The following is a 19,663-nucleotide window of genomic DNA, read 5'->3' on the forward strand; positions in this document are numbered from 1 at the left end:
GCACGCGAGGCCGCCGGGCCGCAAACGAATTCCGACGCGCACCTTCGCCGAGCGGGCGGGGAAGCGAGTGATCAGGCACTGCGCGGCCCCGCTGTTGTTCTTATCGGGCCGATGGGGGTCGGCAAGTCCACCATCGGGGAGTTGCTCGCGCAGCGGCTCGGGCTCGGCTACCGGGACACCGACGCCGACATCGAGCGGACGGCCGGCAAGCCGATTTCCGAGATCTTCGTCGACGAGGGCGAGCCGTACTTCCGTGAGCTGGAGCGGCAAGCGGTCCGCACCGCGGTCGACGAGCACACCGGCGTCCTGGCCCTGGGCGGCGGCGCCATCCTCGACGAGGGCACCCGCGCCCTGCTGACCGGGCTGCCCGTCGTCTTCCTCGACGTGGGCGTCCAGGAGGCGATGAGGCGTGTCGGCCTCAACGCGCCGCGCCCGCTGCTGGCCATCAACCCGCGGCAGCGCTGGCGTGAGCTGATGGAGCAGCGCCGTCCGCTGTACACCGAAGTCGCCCGTGTCGTCGTCGCGACCGACGGCCGGACCCCGGACGACGTGGCCGAAGCCGTCCTCGACGCACTGGAGCTGAAGAACGCATGAGCGACGAGACCGTCACCCGTATTCAGGTGGCCGGCACCGCCGGCACGGACCCATACGAGGTCCTGATTGGCCGTCAGCTGCTGGCTGAACTCCCCGGCCTCATCGGCACGAACTCCCGCCCGTCACCCACCGCCACCCGCAACCGAGGCGCTGCGCGCCACGGCGATGTGCAAAGGGTCGCCGTGCTGCACCCGGAGGCGCTGGCCGCCACCGGCGAGGCGCTGCGCGAGGACCTGGCGGAGCAGGGTTACGAGGCCATCGCGATCCAGCTGCCCAACGCGGAGGAGGCCAAGACCGCCGAGGTCGCCGCGTACTGCTGGAAGGCGCTCGGCCAGACCGGATTCACGCGTACCGATGTGATCGTCGGTGTCGGCGGCGGCGCGACGACCGATCTCGCCGGATTCGTCGCCGCGACATGGCTGCGCGGCGTGCGCTGGATCGCGGTGCCGACGACCGTGCTGGCCATGGTGGACGCGGCGGTCGGTGGCAAGACCGGCATCAACACCGCCGAGGGCAAGAACCTCGTCGGTGCCTTCCACCCGCCCGCCGGCGTGCTCTGCGACCTCGCCAGCCTCGACTCGCTCCCCGTCAACGAGTACGTCAGCGGTCTGGCGGAGATCATCAAGGCGGGCTTCATCGCCGACCCGGTGATCCTCGACCTGATCGAGGCCGACCCGGCCGCGGCCCGTACGCCTGCCGGCCCGCACACCGCCGAGCTCATCGAGCGCTCCATCCGCGTCAAGGCCGAGGTGGTCTCCTCCGACCTCAGGGAGTCGGGCCTGCGGGAGATCCTCAACTACGGGCACACCCTCGCCCACGCGATCGAGAAGAACGAGCGCTACAAGTGGCGGCACGGCGCGGCGGTCTCCATCGGCATGGTCTTCGCCGCCGAGCTGGGCCGGCTCGCCGGGCGCCTGGACGACGCCACCGCCGACCGGCACCGCACCGTGCTGGAATCCGTCGGCCTGCCGCTGACCTACCGCGGCGACCAGTGGCCCAGGCTGCTGGAGACGATGAAGGTGGACAAGAAGTCGCGCGGCGACCTGCTGCGCTTCATCGTCCTGGACGGACTGGCCAAGCCCACCGTGCTCGAGGGGCCCGACCCGGCCGTCCTTCTCGCCGCCTACGGAGAGGTCTCCCAGTGACCCGACGCGTTCTCGTGCTGAACGGCCCGAACCTGGGGCGCCTGGGCAGCCGCGAGCCCGACGTCTACGGCTCCACCTCGTACGCCGGGCTGGTCGAGGAGTGCACGAAGCTCGGCCGGGAGCTGGGCTTCGAGGTCGAGGTCCGGGAGACCAACGACGAGGGCGAGATGATCCGCTGGCTGCACGAGGCCGCGGACGGTTCAATTCCGGTCGTTCTCAACCCGGCTGCTTTCACGCACTACTCGTACGGGATGCGGGACGCGGCCGCCCAGCGCACCGCCCCGCTGATCGAGGTGCACATCTCAAACCCGTACAGCCGGGAGGAATTCCGGCACACTTCGGTCGTCGCGGCCGTGGCCTCGGGGACGATCGCCGGATTCGGCATCGGCTCCTACCGGCTGGCGCTGCGGGCGCTGGCCGACGAGCTGTCCGGCTGACCCACCCCTGAACAGGCCCCAGGAGCCTGGCACTCCTGACCGTCCCCGGCTGTTCCACACTGCGACGGCCGGGGTAGGGGCATCCCCAGCGGTAGTTGGGGGGTAACGTTCCGCTGGGGACTCCCACGCTGAAGTCCCTGGCCTGCGGCAGGGGGGACCCCAGGGGGAGACCGGCCTCACGGCCGTTCAAACCGCGCCAGTAGCCTGCAACGAGACGGAGAGTCAGCGGATGCAGCACGAAGTGGGGGCTCCGCTGCCACCGCCCCACGGACCGCACCAGTCCACCGGTCCGGGCTGGACCACCCCGCACCCGAACGCACAGCCGCAGGCGCAGCCGCACCCGCACGCCCACCACCCGGCGCCGCCCGCGCCCCCGGCGCCGGGCTGGACGGGCCCGGCCCCGCAGCAGCACGCACCGGCCCCGCCGTCCCCTGACACCACCGGGCACATCCAGCTCCCGCCCGGCGGCCCCGTCCCCGTACCGGACACCGCCGCCGCCGCGAACGACACCGCCCACGCCACGATCGCCGTCCTGCTCATAGGCCCCGCCGGGGCGGGCAAGACGTCCGTCGCCCGGTACTGGGCCGACCACCGGCGGGCTCCGACCGCGCACATCAGCCTCGACGACGTCCGCGAGTGGGTGCGGTCCGGCTTCGCGGACCCCCAGTCCGGCTGGAACGACCACTCCGAGGCGCAGTACCGGCTCGCCCGCCGCACCTGCGGCTTCGCCGCCCGTAACTTTCTCGCCAACGGCATCTCCTGCATCCTCGACGACGCCGTCTTCCCGGACTGGCCGATCGTCGGCCTCGGGGGCTGGAAGCGGCACGTCGGGCCCGGGCTGCTGCCGGTGGTGCTGCTGCCCGGCCTGGAGACCGTGCTCGCGCGCAACGCCGAGCGCACGGGCAACCGGCGGCTCAGCGACGAGGAGGTCGCCCGTATCCACGGCCGGATGGCCGGCTGGTACAGCTCCGGGCTGCCGATCATCGACAATTCCCAGCACGACGTGGCCACCACGGCCCGGATCCTCGACGAGGTCCTCGCCCGCAGCATCGCCAGCCCGCCCACCTGGTAGGCCGTCCCGCCGCGAGGCCCGGAGGCGAGCGAGCCGAGGGAAGCTCTGGGGGAGCCCGGAGGCGAGCCGAGCCACCCACCGAGCGCGCCGCCCGGTCGGACGCCCTGAACTGCCAGGCCGGGCGCCCGCACGTACGCTCGAGACATGTCCGATGTGCACGCGGCCCGCCGTTCGCAGCTGCGCGATCGATGCGCGTCGGCTGCCGGGAGCGCTGCCATCCTCGTCACACGCCCCGCCAACGTCCGCTATCTCGCCGGCGGCGCTCCGCCCGGCGCGGCCCTTCTCATCGGCCCGGCTGAGGACGTACTGCTGTGCACGGCCGCCCCGTCCGGGGACCCGGCCGAGGGCCGCCTCGCCGAGGAGCTGCGGATGCTGGTGCTACCGGACCGCTGCGACGACGCCGCTGTCGTCGCCGCCGAGCTCGCCACCGCGGCCGGCGCCGAGACGATGGGCGTGGAGGAGCACCACCTCACCGTCGCCCGGCACCGGGCCATCGGAGCGGTGACCCCGCCGCTGCGGCTGGCGGATCTGGGGTGCGCCGTGGAGCAGTTGCGGCTCGTCAAGGACGACGAGGAGATCGCCTGTCTGCGGATCGCGGCGGAGATCACGGACCAGGCCCTCGGTGAGCTGCTGGAGTCGATCCTGGTCGGGCGTACGGAGCGGCACCTCGCGCTGGAGCTGGAGCGGCGCCTGGTCGACCACGGCGCCGACGGCCCGGCGTTTCCCACCTCGGTCGCCACCGGGCCCAACTCCGGTGCCGCCGGGCATCTGCCCACTGACCGCCGGGTGGAGGAGGGCGACTTCCTGTCCGTCTGCCTGGGGGCGAACTACCGCGGCTACCGCTGTGAGCTGGGTCGTACGTTCGTCATCGGCACCTCGCCCGACTCCTGGCAGATCGAGCTATACAACCTGGTGTTCGCGGCGCAGCGGGCCGGGCGCGAGGCCCTGGCGCCGGGAACCCCGTACCGCGACGTGGACCGCGCGGCCCGGCAGATCCTGGACGCGGCCGGGCACGGGGAGCGGCTGGCACCGTCGACCGGCCATGGTGTGGGCCTCGAAATCGACGAGGACCCTCAGCTGTCGCCCGCTGCCATGGGTAAACTGGACGCTTGTGTGCCGGTCACCGTCGAACCGGGGGTTCACCTCCCGGGCCGGGGCGGCGTCCGGATCGACGACACGCTCGTCGTCCGCCCCGAGGTGGACGGCGGACCTGAGCTACTCACCATCACGACCAAGGAACTGCTCGCGCTGTAGGCACTCCACGCACTCGGGCGCGCAGCCTCGGTCTCCGCTCCAAGCCAGTCCAGGAGATTCCGCAACCGTGGCCACCACGAACGACCTCAAGAACGGCATGGTGCTCAAGCTCGACGGGGGCCAGCTCTGGTCCGTTGTCGAGTTCCAGCACGTCAAGCCCGGTAAGGGCCCCGCCTTTGTCCGTACGAAGCTGAAGAGCGTGCTCTCCGGCAAGGTGGTCGACAAGACCTTCAACGCCGGTGTGAAGGTCGAGACGGCCAACGTCGACAAGCGCGGCATGCAGTTCTCGTACAAGGACGGTGCCGACTTCGTCTTCATGGACACGGAGACCTACGACCAGCTGCACATCAACCCCGAGACCGTGGGCGACGCGGCCAACTACCTCCTCGAGGGCCAGGAGGCCGTCGTGGCGATGTACGAGGGCTCCCCGCTGTACGTCGAACTCCCGGCCTCCGTCGAGCTCACCATCGAGTACACCGAGCCGGGTGTCCAGGGCGACCGCTCCACCGGTGGCACCAAGCCGGCCCGCCTGGAGACCGGCTACGAGATCGGTGTTCCGCTGTTCATCACCACGGGTGAGAAGATCAAGGTCGACACCCGCTCCGGCGAGTACCTCGGCCGGGTGAAGTAACCACCGTGGCTGCACGCAACAAGGCCCGCAAGCGCGCCTTTCAGATACTTTTCGAGGCCGATCAGCGCGGTAGCTCCGTGCAGAACGTGCTCGCGGACTGGATGCGGCTGGCCCGGACCGACGACCGGCAGCCGCCGGTCGGCGAATACACGATGCAGCTGGTCGAGGGCTACGCCGACAAGGCCAAGCGGATCGACGAGCTGATCGCCACCTACTCGGTCGGGTGGACGCTCGACCGGATGCCGGTGGTGGACCGCAACATCCTGCGGCTCGGCGCGTATGAGCTGATCTGGGAGGACGCGGTTCCGGATGCCGTGGTGATCGATGAGGCGGTGCAGCTTGCCAAGGAGTTCTCCACGGACGAGTCGCCGTCCTTTGTGAACGGCCTGCTGGGCCGGCTCAAGGAGCTCAAGCCCTCCCTCCGTCGGGGCTGAGCCGCACGCGACCCTTCGGGCCCGGGACGCTTGGGGCCACCTTCTGGGGGCACCCCCAGCTGTAGCTGGGGGAGTCCAGGGCCCGAAGGCTGTGCAAAGCGCCGGGGGTCGGTAGAACCACAGGTTCCACCGACCCCCGGCGGTACGTTTCTGCAGGCTGTTGTGGTCGTCGAAGACTGACGCGCGAGCGTCAGGCGTCCTCGTGCTGCACCGCCCGCCGCGCATCCGCGTCCAGCACGCCCCAGCTGATCAGCTGCTCGGTCAGCACCGATGGGGACTGGTCGTAGATGACGGCCAGCGTGCGCAGGTCGTCCTGGCGGATCGACAAGACCTTGCCGTTGTAGTCACCGCGCTGGCTCTGGATCGTCGCGGCGTACCGCTGCAGCGGGCCCGCCTTCTCGGCCGGCACATGGGCCAGCCGCTCCAGGTCGAGGACCAGCTTCGGCGGCGGCTCGGCGGCTCCGCCCGGCGTGGTGCCGGGCAGCAGCTCCTGCACCGGGACGCCGTAGAAGTCCGCAAGCTCCGCGAGGCGCTGCACGGTCACCGCACGGTCGCCACGCTCGTACGAGCCGACGACCACGGCCTTCCAGCGGCCCTGCGACTTCTCCTCGACACCGTGAAGGGAGAGGCCCTGCTGGGTGCGGATGGCGCGGAGCTTGGCTCCGAGCTGTTTGGCGTATTCGCTGGACATAAAGCTCCCCGGACGAAGACTGGTAACTCACTGTGAGGTTACGCAGCGTAATCTGACTTCGTCAAGCGGAACGGTGCAGACCGTCGGTCCCTTGGGAGATCAGGAAGACCGCCATGGCCGGCTGGGGGGCGGCGGCAGCCGTGTCGTTTGGCCCTGGTACCGTGGATCGCGCACATTCCCGACGTCCTTTAAGGTCCGTCCCGTGAGGCGGAGAAGGAGGTCCGTTTCGTATGGACGCACACAGGTCCCATAGCGCAGGCCAAGGCCCGGCCCGTCCCGTGCTGGAGGCATCGGACATCGCGCGGGTCCTGACCCGTATCGCACACGAGATCGTCGAGCGCGCCAAGGGCGCCGACGACGTGGTGCTCCTCGGCATCCCCACCCGTGGCGTCTTCCTCGCCCGCCGGCTGGCCGACAAGCTCCAGGAGATCACCGGCCGCAAAGTCCCGGTCGGCTCCCTCGACATCACCATGTACCGCGACGACCTGCGGCTCCGCCCGGCCCGTGCGCTCGCCCGCACCGACATCCCCGGTGACGGCATCGACGGCCGCCTGGTCGTCCTCGTCGACGACGTGCTCTTCTCCGGCCGTACGATCCGCGCCGCGCTCGACGCGCTGGGCGACATCGGCCGGCCCCGCGCCGTCCAGCTCGCGGTCCTCGTCGACCGCGGCCACCGTGAACTGCCGATCCGCGCCGACTACGTCGGCAAGAACCTCCCCACATCGCTGAGGGAGACGGTCAAGGTCCAGCTCACCGAGGAGGACGGCCGCGACAGCGTGCTCCTCGGCCAGCGCGAGACCGCCCCGGCCGGCGAGCGGTAGCGCCCGCGTACGGACCCGGAGACCCCGGGCCGCGCCCCGCCTTCCCTCGCCATCGGCATGGGCGGCCCCTGCCCGCCCACACGCCAATACCTCCCTCTCCCACGGAGCCTTAAGGATGAAGCGCCACCTCATCTCGGCCGCCGATCTCACCCACGACGACGCCGTCCTGATCCTCGACACCGCCGAGGAGATGGCCCGGGTCGCCGACCGGCCGATCAAGAAGCTGCCCACCCTGCGCGGCCGCACCGTCGTCAACCTCTTCTTCGAGGACTCGACCCGCACCCGCATCTCCTTCGAGGCCGCCGCCAAGCGGCTCTCAGCCGACGTCATCAACTTCTCGGCCAAGGGGTCGTCCGTATCCAAGGGCGAGTCGCTCAAGGACACCGCGCTGACTCTCGAGGCGATGGGCGCGGACGCCGTCGTCATCCGGCACTACGCCTCCGGCGCCCCGCACCGCCTCGCCACCTCCGGCTGGATCAACGGCTCCGTGGTCAACGCGGGCGACGGCACCCATGAGCACCCCACCCAGGCGCTCCTCGACGCCTTCACCATGCGCCGCCACCTGGCCGGGGCCCCCGACGGCGGCCCGACGTACCACCAGGGCATCGGCGACGGCACCGGCCGCGACCTGGCGGGGCGCCGCATCACGATCGTCGGCGACGTACTGCACAGCCGTGTCGCCCGCTCCAATGTGCTCCTGCTGAACACCCTCGGCGCCCAGGTCACCCTGGTCGCGCCGCCCACCCTGCTGCCCATCGGTGTCGAGACCTGGCCCTGCGAGGTCAACTACGACCTGGACGCCGTCCTGCCGAAGTCCGACGCCGTGATGATGCTGCGCGTGCAGCGGGAGCGGATGAACGCCGCGTTCTTCCCCACCGAGCGCGAGTACGCCCGCCGCTACGGCCTCGACGCCGACCGGATGGCCCGGATGCCCGAGCACGCCATCGTCATGCACCCCGGCCCGATGAACCGCGGTATGGAGATCACCGCCGAGGTCGCCGACTCCGTCCGCTGCACCGCCGTCGAACAGGTCGCCAACGGCGTCAGCATCCGCATGGCCGTCCTGTACCTGCTGCTCGGCGGTGCCGTGCTGGACGAAACCCCCGCCGCAACCCCGCGTACCGAGGAGAGCAACTAAATGAGCAAGACCCTGATCCGCGGGGCGAAGATCCTCGGTGGCGAGCCGCAGGACGTGCTGATCGAGGGCGAGACGATCGCCCGTATCGGTACGGGACTGGAAGCCGGTGACGCCACCGTCGTCGAGGCGGAGGGCCGCGTCCTGCTGCCCGGCCTGGTCGACCTGCACACCCACCTGCGCGAGCCGGGCCGCGAGGACTCCGAAACCGTCCTGACCGGTACGCAGGCCGCCGCTGTCGGCGGCTACACCGCCGTGCACGCCATGGCCAACACCTTCCCGGTCGCCGACACCGCCGGCGTCGTCGAGCAGGTCTGGCGGCTCGGCAAGGAGTCCGGCTACTGCGACGTTCAGCCGGTCGGTGCCGTCACCGTCGGCCTGGAGGGCAAGAAGCTCGCCGAGCTCGGTGCCATGCACGACTCCGCGGCAGGTGTCCGCGTCTTCTCCGACGACGGCAAGTGCGTCGACGACGCCGTGATCATGCGCCGGGCGCTGGAGTACGTGAAGGCCTTCGACGGCGTGATCGCCCAGCACGCGCAGGAGCCGCGCCTCACCGAGGGCGCCCAGATGAACGAGGGCATCGTCTCCGCCGAACTGGGCCTGCTCGGCTGGCCCGCCGTCGCCGAGGAGTCGATCATCGCCCGGGACGTTCTGCTGGCCGCACACGTCGGCTCTCGGGTGCACATCTGCCACCTGTCGACCGCCGGCTCGGTGGAGATCGTCCGCTGGGCCAAGTCCAAGGGCTGGAACGTCACCGCCGAGGTCACCCCGCACCACCTGCTGCTGACCGACGAGATGGTCCGCTCGTACAACCCCGTCTACAAGGTGAACCCGCCGCTGCGCACCGAGGCCGACGTCATGGCGCTGCGCGAGGCACTGGCCGACGGCACCATCGACTGCGTCGCCACCGACCACGCTCCGCACCCGCACGAGGACAAGGACTGCGAGTGGAGCGCCGCCGCCATGGGCATGGTCGGGCTGGAGACCGCGCTGTCCGTCGTGCAGCAGACGATGGTCAACACCGGCCTGCTGAACTGGGCGCAGGTCGCCGACCGGATGTCCTTCCGCCCGGCTGCCATCGGCCGCCTCGCGGACCACGGACGGCCCGTCGAGGCAGGTGAACCCGCGAACCTGACCCTGGTCGATCCGGCTTACCGTGGGGTGGTGGACCCTGTGGGGTTCGCCTCGCGCAGCCGTAACACCCCGTACGAGGGCCGCGAGCTGCCGGGCCGCGTGACGCACACTTTCCTGCGGGGGCGGGCGACGGTCGTGGACAGGAAGCTGGCGTGACACCGACGACAATCCTGGCGGCGGGCCTCAGCCTCGCGGCCGAGCAGAAGTCCCAGGACGTGACCAACTGGCCCGCGCGCATCGGCTGGGTCGTCGGCCTGCTGCTCTTCGTCGCGCTCGTCTACTGGCTGATGCGTGAGGGCTGGAAGTGGCGTGAGCTGCTGCAGTCGGACCTGCCGGAGCTGCCTGAGGCACCCGAGGATCCCGGGGCCTCCAAGGCCCACCCGTCGCCCACCACCACCCTCAACGGAGGCGGCAAGCCGCCGCTGCTCACACTCACCGGCCGGTACCACGGCTCCACCACCGCCGGGCAGTGGCTCGACCGGATCGTCGCGCACGGCCTCGGCACCCGCAGCCGGGCCGAGCTGACGCTGACGGACGCGGGGCTGGGCGTGGTACGGCCCGGGGCGCGGGACTTCTTCGTGCCCACCGCCGCGCTGCGCGGAGCCCGCCTGGACAAGGGCATCGCGGGCAAGGTCCTCACCGAGGGCGGCCTGCTGGTGATCACCTGGGAGCACGGGACGAAGCTGATCGACTCCGGCTTCCGCTCCGACCGCGCGGCCGAGCACGCCGCCTGGGTGGACACCATCAACCGACTTTCCGGCGACAGCGTCGTCGCCGACACGCACGACGAGGAAGGCGCACGATGACGACCTCCGCCCGCGGGGCAAAGGCCCCCGCCGTACTCGTCCTGGAGGACGGCCGCACCTTCCGCGGCCGCGCCTACGGGGCCGTGGGGGAGACGTTCGGCGAGGCCGTGTTCTCCACCGGCATGACCGGCTACCAGGAGACCCTGACCGACCCCTCGTACCACCGGCAGGTGGTCGTCATGACCGCCCCGCACGTCGGCAACACCGGCGTCAACGACGAGGACCCCGAGTCCGAGCGCATCTGGGTCTCCGGCTATGTCGTCCGCGACCCCGCCCGCGTGCCCTCCAACTGGCGCTCGGTCCGCAGCCTCGACGACGAACTGGTCGCCCAGGGCGTCGTCGGCATCAGCGGCATCGACACCCGCGCGCTGACCCGCCATCTGCGCGAGCGCGGCGCCATGCGCGTGGGCATCTTCTCCGGCGACGCCCTCACCGACGAGGCGAGCATGCTCGCCAAGGTGCAGGCCTCCCCGCAGATGAAGGGCGCGAACCTGTGCGGCGAGGTCGCCACCGGCCAGCCGTACGTCGTCCCCGCGATCGGGACCAAGAGGTTCACCGTCGCGGCCGTCGACCTGGGCATCAAGGGCATGACCCCGCACCGCATGGCCGAGCGCGGCATCGAGGTGCACGTCCTGCCCCCGACCGTGACGGTTGACGAGATCTACGCGGTCAACCCGGACGGTGTGTTCTTCTCCAACGGCCCCGGTGACCCTGCGACCGCCGACCACCCGGTCGCCCTGATGCAGGGTGTGCTGGAGCGGGGGACCCCGCTGTTCGGCATCTGCTTCGGCAACCAGATCCTGGGCCGCGCGCTGGGCTTTGGCACCTACAAGCTGAAGTACGGCCACCGCGGCATCAACCAGCCGGTGCAGGACCGTACGACCGGCAAGGTCGAGGTCACCGCGCACAACCACGGCTTCGCCGTCGACGCCCCGCTGGACAAGGTCTCCGACACCCCCTACGGCAGGGCCGAGGTCTCCCACGTCTGCCTCAACGACAACGTCGTGGAGGGCCTCCACCTGCTCGACCAGCCGGCATTCAGCGTCCAGTACCACCCCGAAGCCGCCGCAGGCCCGCACGACGCCGCGTACCTGTTCGACCGCTTCGTCTCCCTGATGGAGGGCCAGCGTGCCTAAGCGCACCGACATCCAGTCCGTTCTGGTCATTGGCTCCGGCCCGATCGTCATCGGCCAGGCCGCCGAGTTCGACTACTCCGGCACCCAGGCCTGCCGCGTGCTCAAGGCCGAGGGCCTGCGGGTGATTCTGGTCAACTCCAACCCGGCCACGATCATGACCGACCCGGAGATCGCCGACGCCACGTACGTCGAGCCGATCACCCCGGAGTTCGTGGAGAAGATCATCGCCAAGGAGCGCCCCGACGCGCTGCTGCCGACCCTCGGCGGCCAGACGGCGCTCAACACCGCCATCGCCCTGCACGAGGCGGGCACGCTCGACACGTACGGCGTCGAGCTGATCGGCGCCAATGTCGAGGCGATCCACAAGGGCGAGGACCGCGACCAGTTCAAGGAGGTCGTCGAGGCGGTCAACGCCAAGATCGGCCACGGCGAGTCCGCCCGCTCGGTCATCTGCCACTCCATGGAGGAGGTGCTGGAGGGCGTCGAGCAGCTCGGCGGCTACCCCGTCGTCGTCCGCCCCTCCTTCACCATGGGCGGTGCCGGCTCCGGCTTCGCCCACAACGAGGACGAGCTGCGCCGCATCGCCGGCCAGGGCCTCGCGCTCTCCCCGACCACCGAGGTGCTCCTGGAGGAGTCCATCCTCGGCTGGAAGGAGTACGAGCTGGAGCTGATGCGCGACAAGCACGACAACGTCGTGGTCGTCTGCTCCATCGAGAACTTCGACCCGATGGGCGTGCACACCGGTGACTCGATCACCGTCGCCCCGGCGATGACGCTGACCGACCGCGAGTACCAGATCCTGCGGGACATCGGCATCGCGGTGATCCGCGAGGTCGGCGTCGACACCGGCGGCTGCAACATCCAGTTCGCGGTCAACCCCGAGGACGGCCGGGTCATCGTCATCGAGATGAACCCGCGTGTCTCCCGGTCCTCGGCGCTGGCGTCGAAGGCCACCGGCTTCCCGATCGCCAAGATCGCTGCCAAGCTGGCCGTCGGCTACACCCTGGACGAGATCCCCAACGACATCACCCAGGAGACCCCGGCGTCCTTCGAGCCCACCCTCGACTACGTCGTGGTCAAGGTGCCGCGGTTCGCGTTCGAGAAGTTCCCGGCCGCCGACCCGACCCTCACCACCACCATGAAGTCGGTGGGCGAGGCCATGGCGCTGGGCCGCAACTTCCCCGAGGCGCTGCAGAAGGCGCTGCGCTCGCTGGAGAAGAAGGGCTCGCAGTTCGACTTCACCGGCGACCCGGGGGACAAGGCCGAGCTGCTGGTGGCGGCCCGTCGGCCCACCGACGGCCGTATCAACACCGTCATGCAGGCCATCCGCGCCGGCGCCACGCCGCAGGAGGTGTTCGACGCCACCAAGATCGACCCGTGGTTCGTCGACCAGCTCTTCCTGATCAAGGAGATCGCCGACGAGATCGCGGCGGCCGGCAGGCTCGACCCGGAGCTGCTGGCCGACGCCAAGCGGCACGGCTTCTCCGACGCCCAGATCGCCCGGATCCGGGGCTTGCGTGAGGACGTCGTCCGCGAGGTGCGGCACGCCCTGGGCATCCGCCCCGTCTACAAGACGGTCGACACCTGCGCAGCCGAGTTCGCCGCCCGGACCCCGTACTTCTACTCGTCCTACGACGAGGAGAGCGAGGTCGCGCCGCGCGAGAAGCCCGCGGTGATCATCCTCGGCTCCGGCCCGAACCGCATCGGCCAGGGCATCGAGTTCGACTACTCCTGCGTCCACGCCTCCTTCGCGCTCAGCGATGCCGGCTATGAGACCGTGATGGTCAACTGCAACCCGGAGACCGTCTCCACCGACTACGACACCTCCGACCGGCTGTACTTCGAGCCGCTCACCCTGGAGGACGTCCTGGAGATCGTCCACGCCGAAACCCAGGCCGGCCCGGTCGCCGGTGTCATCGTCCAGCTCGGCGGCCAGACCCCGCTGGGCCTGGCACAGGCGCTCAAGGACAACGGCGTGCCGATCGCCGGCACCTCCCCCGAGGCCATCCACGCCGCCGAGGACCGCGGTGTCTTCGGCCGCGTACTGACCGAGGCGGGCCTGCCCGCACCGAAGTACGGCACCGCGTTCTCCTTCGAGGAGGCCAAGAAGACCGCCGCCGAGATCGGCTACCCGGTCATGGTGCGCCCCTCGTATGTGCTGGGCGGCCGCGGCATGCAGATCGTCTACGACGAGCCGTCGCTGGCCGAGTACCTCGAGCGGCACGCCGGTCTGATCTCCGAGCACCCGGTCCTCATCGACCGCTTCCTCGACGACGCCATCGAGATCGACGTCGACGCCCTCTACGACGGCCACGAGCTCTACCTCGGCGGCGTCATGGAGCACATCGAGGAGGCCGGTATCCACTCCGGCGACTCCGCTTGCGCGCTGCCTCCGATCACCCTCGGCGGCTACGACATCAAGCGGCTGCGCGCCTCAACGGAGGCCATCGCCCGGGGCGTTGGCGTCCGGGGCCTGATCAACATCCAGTTCGCGCTGGCCGGGGACATCCTGTACGTCCTCGAGGCCAACCCGCGTGCCTCGCGTACGGTTCCGTTCACCTCCAAGGCCACCGCCGTGCCGCTCGCCAAGGCCGCCGCCCGTATCTCGCTGGGCGCGACCGTCGCCGAGCTGCGCGAGGAGGGCCTGCTGCCGAAGACCGGCGACGGCGGCACCCTGCCGCTGGACGCGCCGATCTCCGTCAAGGAGGCCGTGATGCCGTGGAGCCGGTTCCGGGACACCTCCGGCCGGGGTGTGGACACCGTCCTCGGCCCGGAGATGCGCTCCACGGGTGAGGTCATGGGCATCGACTCGGTCTTCGGCACGGCCTACGCCAAGTCGCAGGCCGGGGCGTACGGCGCGCTGCCCACCAAGGGCCGCGCCTTCGTCTCCGTCGCCAACCGCGACAAGCGGGCGATGATCTTCCCGGCCCGTGAGCTGGTCGCCCACGGCTTCGAGCTGCTGGCCACCTCGGGTACGGCCGAGGTGCTCAAGCGCAACGGCATCAACGCCACCGTGGTGCGCAAGCACAGCGAGGGCGAGGGCCCGAACGGTGAGAAGACCATCGTCCAGCTCATCCACGACGGCGAGGTGGAGCTGATCGTCAACACGCCGTACGGCACCGGCGGCCGCCTCGACGGGTACGACATCCGCACCGCGGCCGTCGCCCGCGGTGTGCCGTGCCTGACGACGGTCCAGGCCCTGGCGGCCGCCGTTCAGGGCATCGAGGCCCTGACACGTGGCGACGTCAGCGTCCGGTCGCTGCAGGAACACGCCGAACATCTGAACGCCACGCGCGCGGCGTGAGGCGCCCGAGGGGGACACGCGCCCGGCTCCCGCTGTCGCGCGGAACCCGGCCCGTGTCCCCTCGGCGCGCCAGCCCCCTGCCCCCTCCGTAGAAGGCCCGATGCTGTACTCCCTCATCTTCAACCTGATCTTCCGCCGGATGGACCCCGAGCGGGCCCACCATCTGGCTTTCTCCTGGATCCGCCGCGCCGCCCGTATCCCGCTGCTGCGGACCCTCGTCGCGGCCGTTCTCGCCCCTCGGCACGAGGAGCTGCGGACCGAGGCGTTCGGCCTGCGGATGCACGGACCCTTCGGGCTGGCCGCGGGCTTCGACAAGAACGCCGCCGCCATCGACGGCATGAGCATGCTGGGCTTCGACCATGTGGAGATCGGCACGGTCACCGCCCAGCCGCAGCCCGGCAACCCCAAAAAGCGGCTCTTCCGCCTGGTCCCGGACCGGGCCCTGATCAACCGCATGGGCTTCAACAACGACGGCTCCGCCGCGGTCGCCGCCCGCCTCGCCGCCCGTAACCCCGTCTTCCGTACCACCGTCGGCGTCAACATCGGCAAGACCAAGGTCGTCCCGGAGGCGGAAGCCGTCGCGGACTACGTCACCTCGACCGAGCGGCTCGCCGCCCACGCCGACTACCTGGTCGTCAACGTCTCGTCGCCCAACACACCCGGCCTGCGCAACCTTCAGGCCGTCGAGCACCTGCGCCCGCTGCTCTCAGCCGTCCGCGAGGCCGCGGACCGTACGGTCACCGACCGCCGCGTTCCCCTCCTCGTGAAGATCGCGCCGGACCTGGCGGACGAGGACATCGACGCGGTCGCCGATCTCGCGGTCGAGCTGGGCCTGGACGGCATCATCGCCACCAACACCACCATCGCCCGCGACGGCCTCGGCCTCGCCACCGACAAGGCCACGATCGAGGAGATCGGCGCAGGCGGTCTGTCGGGCGCGCCGCTGAAGGCGCGCTCCCTGGAGGTCCTGCGGCGCCTGTACGCGCGCGTGGGTGACCGGATCACCCTGGTCGGCGTCGGCGGAGTCGAGACCGCCGACGACGTCTGGCAGCGAATCCTGGCCGGCGCCACCCTCGTCCAGGGCTACAGCGCCTTCATCTACCAGGGCCCCTTCTGGTGCCGCCGCCTCCACCGCGGCCTCGCCCAGCGCCTCAAGGCGAGCCCGTACGCCACCCTCGCCGACGCGGTGGGGGCTGCTGCCCCCAAGCAGGCGGCATGAGGTCCTGGCCCGCCGCCGTCAGCGCTGCCGTGACCGCCGGCGCAAGCCGGCCCTGGGGGTACTCCCCCTGGGGGTACCCCGCGGGCCGTCAGGCCCAGGGGGACCACCGCAGGGGGTGCCCCCAGGCGCGGCGTCGCGACGACGAGCCCACACCACCGGAGGAACCCTGTGACCGACACCGTCGAGACATTCGGCGCACGCCTGCGCCGCGCCATGGACACCCGCGGTCCCCTGTGCGTCGGCATCGACCCGCACGCGTCCCTGCTCACCGCCTGGGGCCTGGACGACGACGTCGCTGGGCTGGAGCGCTTCACCCGTACGGTCGTCGACGCCCTCGCCGACCGGGTCGCCGTCCTCAAGCCGCAGAGCGCCTTCTTCGAGCGCTTCGGCTCCCGGGGGATCGCCGTCCTGGAGCGGGCCGTCGCCGACGCCCGGTCCGCCGGAGCGCTGGTGCTGATGGACGCCAAGCGCGGCGACATCGGCTCCACCATGGGCGCCTATGCGACGACCTACCTCGACCCGCGCAGCCCGCTGTTCTCCGACGCCGTCACCGTCAGCCCCTACCTGGGCTTCGGCTCGCTGCGCCCGGCCCTGGACGCCGCCGTCCTCAACGGCTGCGGCGTGTTCGTCCTCGCCCTCACCTCCAACCCCGAGGGCGCCGAGGTGCAGCGGTCCACCGCAGCGAACGGCAAGTCCCTCGCACAGGTGATGCTCGACCACATCGCGGCGGAGAACGCCGGCGCCGAGCCGCTGGGCTCCGTCGGCGCCGTCGTGGGCGCCACCCTCGGCGACGCGCGGGCCGACCTGGCGATCAACGGCCCGCTGCTCGCACCCGGCATCGGTGCCCAGGGGGCCACGCCCGCCGATCTCCCGGGAGTCTTCGGCCCGGCCGTCGCCAATGTGGTGCCGAGTGTCAGCCGCGGGGTGCTCCGGCATGGGCCTGATCCGGCCGGGCTGCGGGAGGCCGCGGAACGCTTCGCTGACGAGGTACGGAGTGCTGTCGGGGGCTGAAGGCCGGACTTGTTGACCAATGTGGACCGAAAACCAGGGGCCATATGCCCTAAATGTCCAAGTCAACAGAGTCTGACCAGGACTTTTCGTTCGTTCTCGCTGACTGGAGCCCTCCAGGCCGCTAGTCTCCGTCGAGAGCGAACGTGTAAGCGCGTTGCTCGTTGCTCCCCTGGTGTGGGGCGACTAGGTTCCTCACCGGTCCGTATCCGACAGTTCGACATCCGAGGTGACGTAGGCGTGGCTCTTCCGCCCCTTACCCCTGAACAGCGCGCAGCCGCGCTCGAAAAGGCCGCCGCGGCTCGCCGGGAGCGGGCCGAGGTCAAGAATCGACTCAAGCACTCCGGCGCCTCGCTGCACGAGGTCATCAAGCAGGGCCAGGAGAACGACGTCATCGGAAAGATGAAGGTCTCCGCCCTCCTCGAGTCGCTGCCCGGCGTGGGCAAGGTCCGCGCCAAGCAGATCATGGAGCGGCTCGGCATCTCCGAGAGCCGTCGCGTGCGCGGCCTCGGCTCCAACCAGATCGCATCTCTGGAGCGTGAGTTCGGCGGCGGCGCCGCCTGAGTTTCCGGCCAGTCCCGGGAACCTGGATAATCGCTTCATGAGCGAACGTCCGCGGCTGACCGTGCTCTCGGGCCCCTCCGGGGTCGGCAAGAGCACGGTCGTCGCCCATCTGCGCAAGGTCCATCCCGAGGTATGGCTCTCGGTCTCGGCCACCACCCGCAAGCCGCGACCCGGCGAGCGGCACGGCGTCCAGTACTTCTTCCTCGAGGACGAGGAATTCGACAAGCTCATCGCCAACGGTGAGCTGCTGGAGTGGGCCGAGTTCGCGGGCAACCGGTACGGCACCCCCCGGCGGGCGGTGTGCGACCGGCTGGAGGCGGGTGAGCCCGTCCTGCTGGAGATCGATCTCCAGGGCGCCCGACTGGTCCGCGAGTCCATGCCGGACGCGCAGTTGGTGTTTCTCGCCCCGCCCAGCTGGGAGGAGCTGGTCCGCCGGCTCACCGGCCGGGGCACCGAGGCTCCCGAGGTCATCGAGCGCCGGCTGGAGGCCGCGAAGATCGAGCTCGCCGCCGAGTCGGAGTTCGATGCGACCCTGGTCAACACCTCCGTCGAGGATGTCACGCGCGAGCTGCTAGCCTTGATGCACGACTGCTGATCTTTTTCCACCCCTTTCGGAAGGTAGAGCGTGTCCTCTTCCATCACCGCGCCCGAGGGCATCATCAACCCGCCGATCGACGAGCTGCTCGAGGCCACCGACTCGAAGTACAGCCTCGTGATCTACGCGGCCAAGCGCGCGCGTCAGATCAACGCGTACTACTCGCAGCTCGGCGAGGGCCTGCTCGAGTACGTAGGCCCCCTGGTCGACACCCACGTGCATGAGAAGCCGCTTTCGATCGCGCTGCGCGAGATCAACGCGGGCCTGCTGACCGCCGAAGCGGCCGAGGGCTCTGCGCAGTAAGGCGCATCGAGGCAGCACGGAACCACAGCTTCCATCACCACGGGTCCGGCAGCGCGGCTGCCGGACCCGTGGTGTGTCATGAGGACGTACGGTCATGGGGACGTATGTTCGTACGCATACGGCGTCGCAGGAGGGCGAGATGGACCGGCCCAAGGTCGTCCTGGGAGTCAGCGGCGGGATCGCCGCTTACAAGGCGTGCGAGCTGCTGCGCCTGTTCACCGAGTCCGGACATGACGTACGCGTCGTGCCCACGGCATCCGCGCTGAACTTCGTCGGCGCCGCCACCTGGTCCGCACTCTCCGGGAACCCGGTCTCCACCGAGGTCTGGGAAACCGTCCACGAGGTGCCGCACGTACGGATCGGCCAGGCCGCCGACCTTGTCGTCGTCGCCCCCACCACCGCCGACATGCTCGCCAAGGCCGCCCACGGCCTGGCCGACGATCTGCTCACCAACACCCTGCTCACCGCCCGATGTCCGGTGGTCTTCGCGCCCGCCATGCACACCGAGATGTGGGAGCACGCGGCCACCCAGGAGAACGTCGCCACGCTGCGCCGCCGCGGCGCCGTCGTCATCGAGCCCGCCGTCGGCCGTCTCACCGGTGTGGACACCGGCAAGGGCCGGCTGCCCGACCCCGGCGAGATCTTCGAGGTGTGCCGCCGTGTTCTGGCCCACGGGCCCGAGGGCCCGGGGCGCGACCTGCGGGGCCGGCATGTCGTCGTGAGCGCGGGCGGTACGCGCGAGCCGCTGGACCCGGTCCGCTTCCTCGGCAACCGCTCCTCCGGCAAACAGGGCTACGCCCTCGCCCGTACGGCTGTCGCACGCGGCGCCCGGGTCACCCTGGTCGCCGCGAACACCACCTCGCCCGACCCGGCGGGGGTGGACGTGGTACGGGTCGGCACGGCGGTCCAGCTGCGCGAGGCGGTGCTGAAGGCCGCCGCCGAGGCGGACGCCGTGGTCATGGCCGCCGCCGTCGCCGACTTCCGGCCCGCCCACTACGCGTCAGGCAAGATCAAGAAGCAGGAGGGCCAGGAGCCCGAGCCGATCACTCTGGTCCGTAACCCCGATGTGCTCGCCGAGCTCTCCGCGGAGCGCGCCCGGCCGGACCAGGTGATCGTGGGATTCGCCGCCGAGACCGATGACGTCCTCGCCAATGGCCGCGCCAAGCTCGCTCGCAAGGGCTGTGACCTGCTGGTTGTCAACGAGGTGGGGGAGCGCAAGACCTTCGGCTCGGAGCAGAACGAGGCCGTCGTGCTCGGCGCGGACGGCACCGAGACCCCGGTGCCGTACGGGCCCAAGGAGGCCTTGGCCGACACCTTGTGGGACCTGGTGAGGGCCCGCCTCCGCTGATATGTTCCCCTGGCCTGTGGGGCGCCGGCCTC

Annotated in this window: 20 protein-coding genes; 19 read left to right on the plus strand and 1 reads right to left on the minus strand. The window is 70.6% G+C overall.

All coding sequences use genetic code 11. From position 1 onward, the window contains the following. Positions 1–78: 78 nt before the first annotated feature. From ACY34J_RS10685 to nusB, 7 genes are all read left to right on the plus strand, one after another. Positions 79–594 carry a shikimate kinase gene (locus ACY34J_RS10685; protein ID WP_462726284.1) on the plus strand — a complete coding sequence of 172 codons (516 nt, stop codon included), beginning with the start codon at positions 79–81 and terminating at the stop codon, positions 592–594. Further along, positions 591–1,739 (plus strand): 3-dehydroquinate synthase, encoded by a 1,149-nt coding sequence (gene aroB / locus ACY34J_RS10690; RefSeq protein WP_462726231.1) that lies wholly within the window; start codon positions 591–593, stop codon positions 1,737–1,739. Before ACY34J_RS10685 ends, aroB begins: the two co-directional genes overlap by 4 nt. After that, entirely contained in the window at positions 1,736–2,176 is a 441-nt protein-coding gene (gene aroQ / locus ACY34J_RS10695; RefSeq protein WP_462726232.1) for a type II 3-dehydroquinate dehydratase, read from the plus strand. The genes aroB and aroQ overlap by 4 nt, the downstream gene beginning before the upstream one ends. 229 nt (positions 2,177–2,405) lie before the next feature. Then, positions 2,406–3,248: a Pro-rich N-terminal domain-containing protein gene (locus ACY34J_RS10700; RefSeq protein WP_462726233.1), complete on the plus strand. Its 843-nt coding sequence runs from the start codon at positions 2,406–2,408 to the stop codon at positions 3,246–3,248. A 144-nt stretch (positions 3,249–3,392) separates the two neighbouring features. Beyond that, entirely contained in the window at positions 3,393–4,502 is a 1,110-nt protein-coding gene (locus ACY34J_RS10705) for an aminopeptidase P family protein (protein ID WP_462726234.1), read from the plus strand. 67 nt (positions 4,503–4,569) lie between these two features. Further along, positions 4,570–5,133, plus strand: coding sequence for an elongation factor P (gene efp, locus ACY34J_RS10710; protein ID WP_462726235.1), 564 nt, complete (start codon positions 4,570–4,572; stop codon positions 5,131–5,133). A gap of 5 nt (positions 5,134–5,138) precedes the next feature. Further along, a complete protein-coding gene (gene nusB, locus ACY34J_RS10715; protein ID WP_462726236.1) occupies positions 5,139–5,567 on the plus strand; it encodes a transcription antitermination factor NusB in 429 nt (142 codons plus the stop codon). A 190-nt stretch (positions 5,568–5,757) separates the two neighbouring features. On the opposite strand, the gene bldD is transcribed toward nusB, so the two are convergent. Then, positions 5,758–6,258 carry a transcriptional regulator BldD gene (gene bldD, locus ACY34J_RS10720; RefSeq protein WP_004948690.1) on the minus strand — a complete coding sequence of 167 codons (501 nt, stop codon included), beginning with the start codon at positions 6,256–6,258 and terminating at the stop codon, positions 5,758–5,760. A gap of 230 nt (positions 6,259–6,488) precedes the next feature. Here bldD and pyrR point away from each other — a divergent pair, with 230 nt between their 5' ends. From pyrR to coaBC, 12 genes are all read left to right on the plus strand, one after another. Beyond that, positions 6,489–7,079, plus strand: coding sequence for a bifunctional pyr operon transcriptional regulator/uracil phosphoribosyltransferase PyrR (gene pyrR / locus ACY34J_RS10725; RefSeq protein WP_462726237.1), 591 nt, complete (start codon positions 6,489–6,491; stop codon positions 7,077–7,079). Positions 7,080–7,194: 115 nt separating this feature from the next. Continuing rightward, entirely contained in the window at positions 7,195–8,217 is a 1,023-nt protein-coding gene (locus tag ACY34J_RS10730) for an aspartate carbamoyltransferase catalytic subunit (RefSeq protein ID WP_462726238.1), read from the plus strand. Continuing rightward, positions 8,218–9,504, plus strand: coding sequence for a dihydroorotase (locus ACY34J_RS10735; RefSeq protein WP_462726239.1), 1,287 nt, complete (start codon positions 8,218–8,220; stop codon positions 9,502–9,504). Further along, positions 9,501–10,154: a PH-like domain-containing protein gene (locus ACY34J_RS10740; protein ID WP_462726240.1), complete on the plus strand. Its 654-nt coding sequence runs from the start codon at positions 9,501–9,503 to the stop codon at positions 10,152–10,154. The genes ACY34J_RS10735 and ACY34J_RS10740 overlap by 4 nt, the downstream gene beginning before the upstream one ends. Beyond that, the gene (gene carA / locus ACY34J_RS10745; protein ID WP_462726241.1) at positions 10,151–11,290 is read left to right on the plus strand and encodes a glutamine-hydrolyzing carbamoyl-phosphate synthase small subunit; all 1,140 of its coding nucleotides are present in this window, start codon (positions 10,151–10,153) and stop codon (positions 11,288–11,290) included. The genes ACY34J_RS10740 and carA overlap by 4 nt, the downstream gene beginning before the upstream one ends. Further along, a complete protein-coding gene (gene carB, locus ACY34J_RS10750; RefSeq protein ID WP_462726242.1) occupies positions 11,283–14,594 on the plus strand; it encodes a carbamoyl-phosphate synthase large subunit in 3,312 nt (1,103 codons plus the stop codon). The genes carA and carB overlap by 8 nt, the downstream gene beginning before the upstream one ends. A gap of 103 nt (positions 14,595–14,697) precedes the next feature. Next, positions 14,698–15,813 (plus strand): quinone-dependent dihydroorotate dehydrogenase, encoded by a 1,116-nt coding sequence (locus ACY34J_RS10755; protein ID WP_462726285.1) that lies wholly within the window; start codon positions 14,698–14,700, stop codon positions 15,811–15,813. Positions 15,814–15,981: 168 nt separating this feature from the next. Beyond that, entirely contained in the window at positions 15,982–16,824 is an 843-nt protein-coding gene (pyrF, locus tag ACY34J_RS10760; protein WP_462726243.1) for an orotidine-5'-phosphate decarboxylase, read from the plus strand. A 237-nt stretch (positions 16,825–17,061) separates the two neighbouring features. Beyond that, complete coding sequence (locus tag ACY34J_RS10765; RefSeq protein ID WP_005319887.1) at positions 17,062–17,385, plus strand: integration host factor; 324 nt, start codon at positions 17,062–17,064, stop codon at positions 17,383–17,385. A gap of 37 nt (positions 17,386–17,422) precedes the next feature. After that, positions 17,423–17,980 carry a guanylate kinase gene (gene gmk, locus ACY34J_RS10770; RefSeq protein ID WP_462726244.1) on the plus strand — a complete coding sequence of 186 codons (558 nt, stop codon included), beginning with the start codon at positions 17,423–17,425 and terminating at the stop codon, positions 17,978–17,980. A gap of 30 nt (positions 17,981–18,010) precedes the next feature. Continuing rightward, a complete protein-coding gene (gene rpoZ / locus ACY34J_RS10775) occupies positions 18,011–18,283 on the plus strand; it encodes a DNA-directed RNA polymerase subunit omega (RefSeq protein ID WP_462726245.1) in 273 nt (90 codons plus the stop codon). A gap of 139 nt (positions 18,284–18,422) precedes the next feature. Then, complete coding sequence (coaBC, locus tag ACY34J_RS10780; protein ID WP_462726286.1) at positions 18,423–19,631, plus strand: bifunctional phosphopantothenoylcysteine decarboxylase/phosphopantothenate--cysteine ligase CoaBC; 1,209 nt, start codon at positions 18,423–18,425, stop codon at positions 19,629–19,631. Positions 19,632–19,663: the final 32 nt, after the last annotated feature.

It is taken from the genome of Streptomyces sp. HSS9-12 (assembly GCF_054963655.1).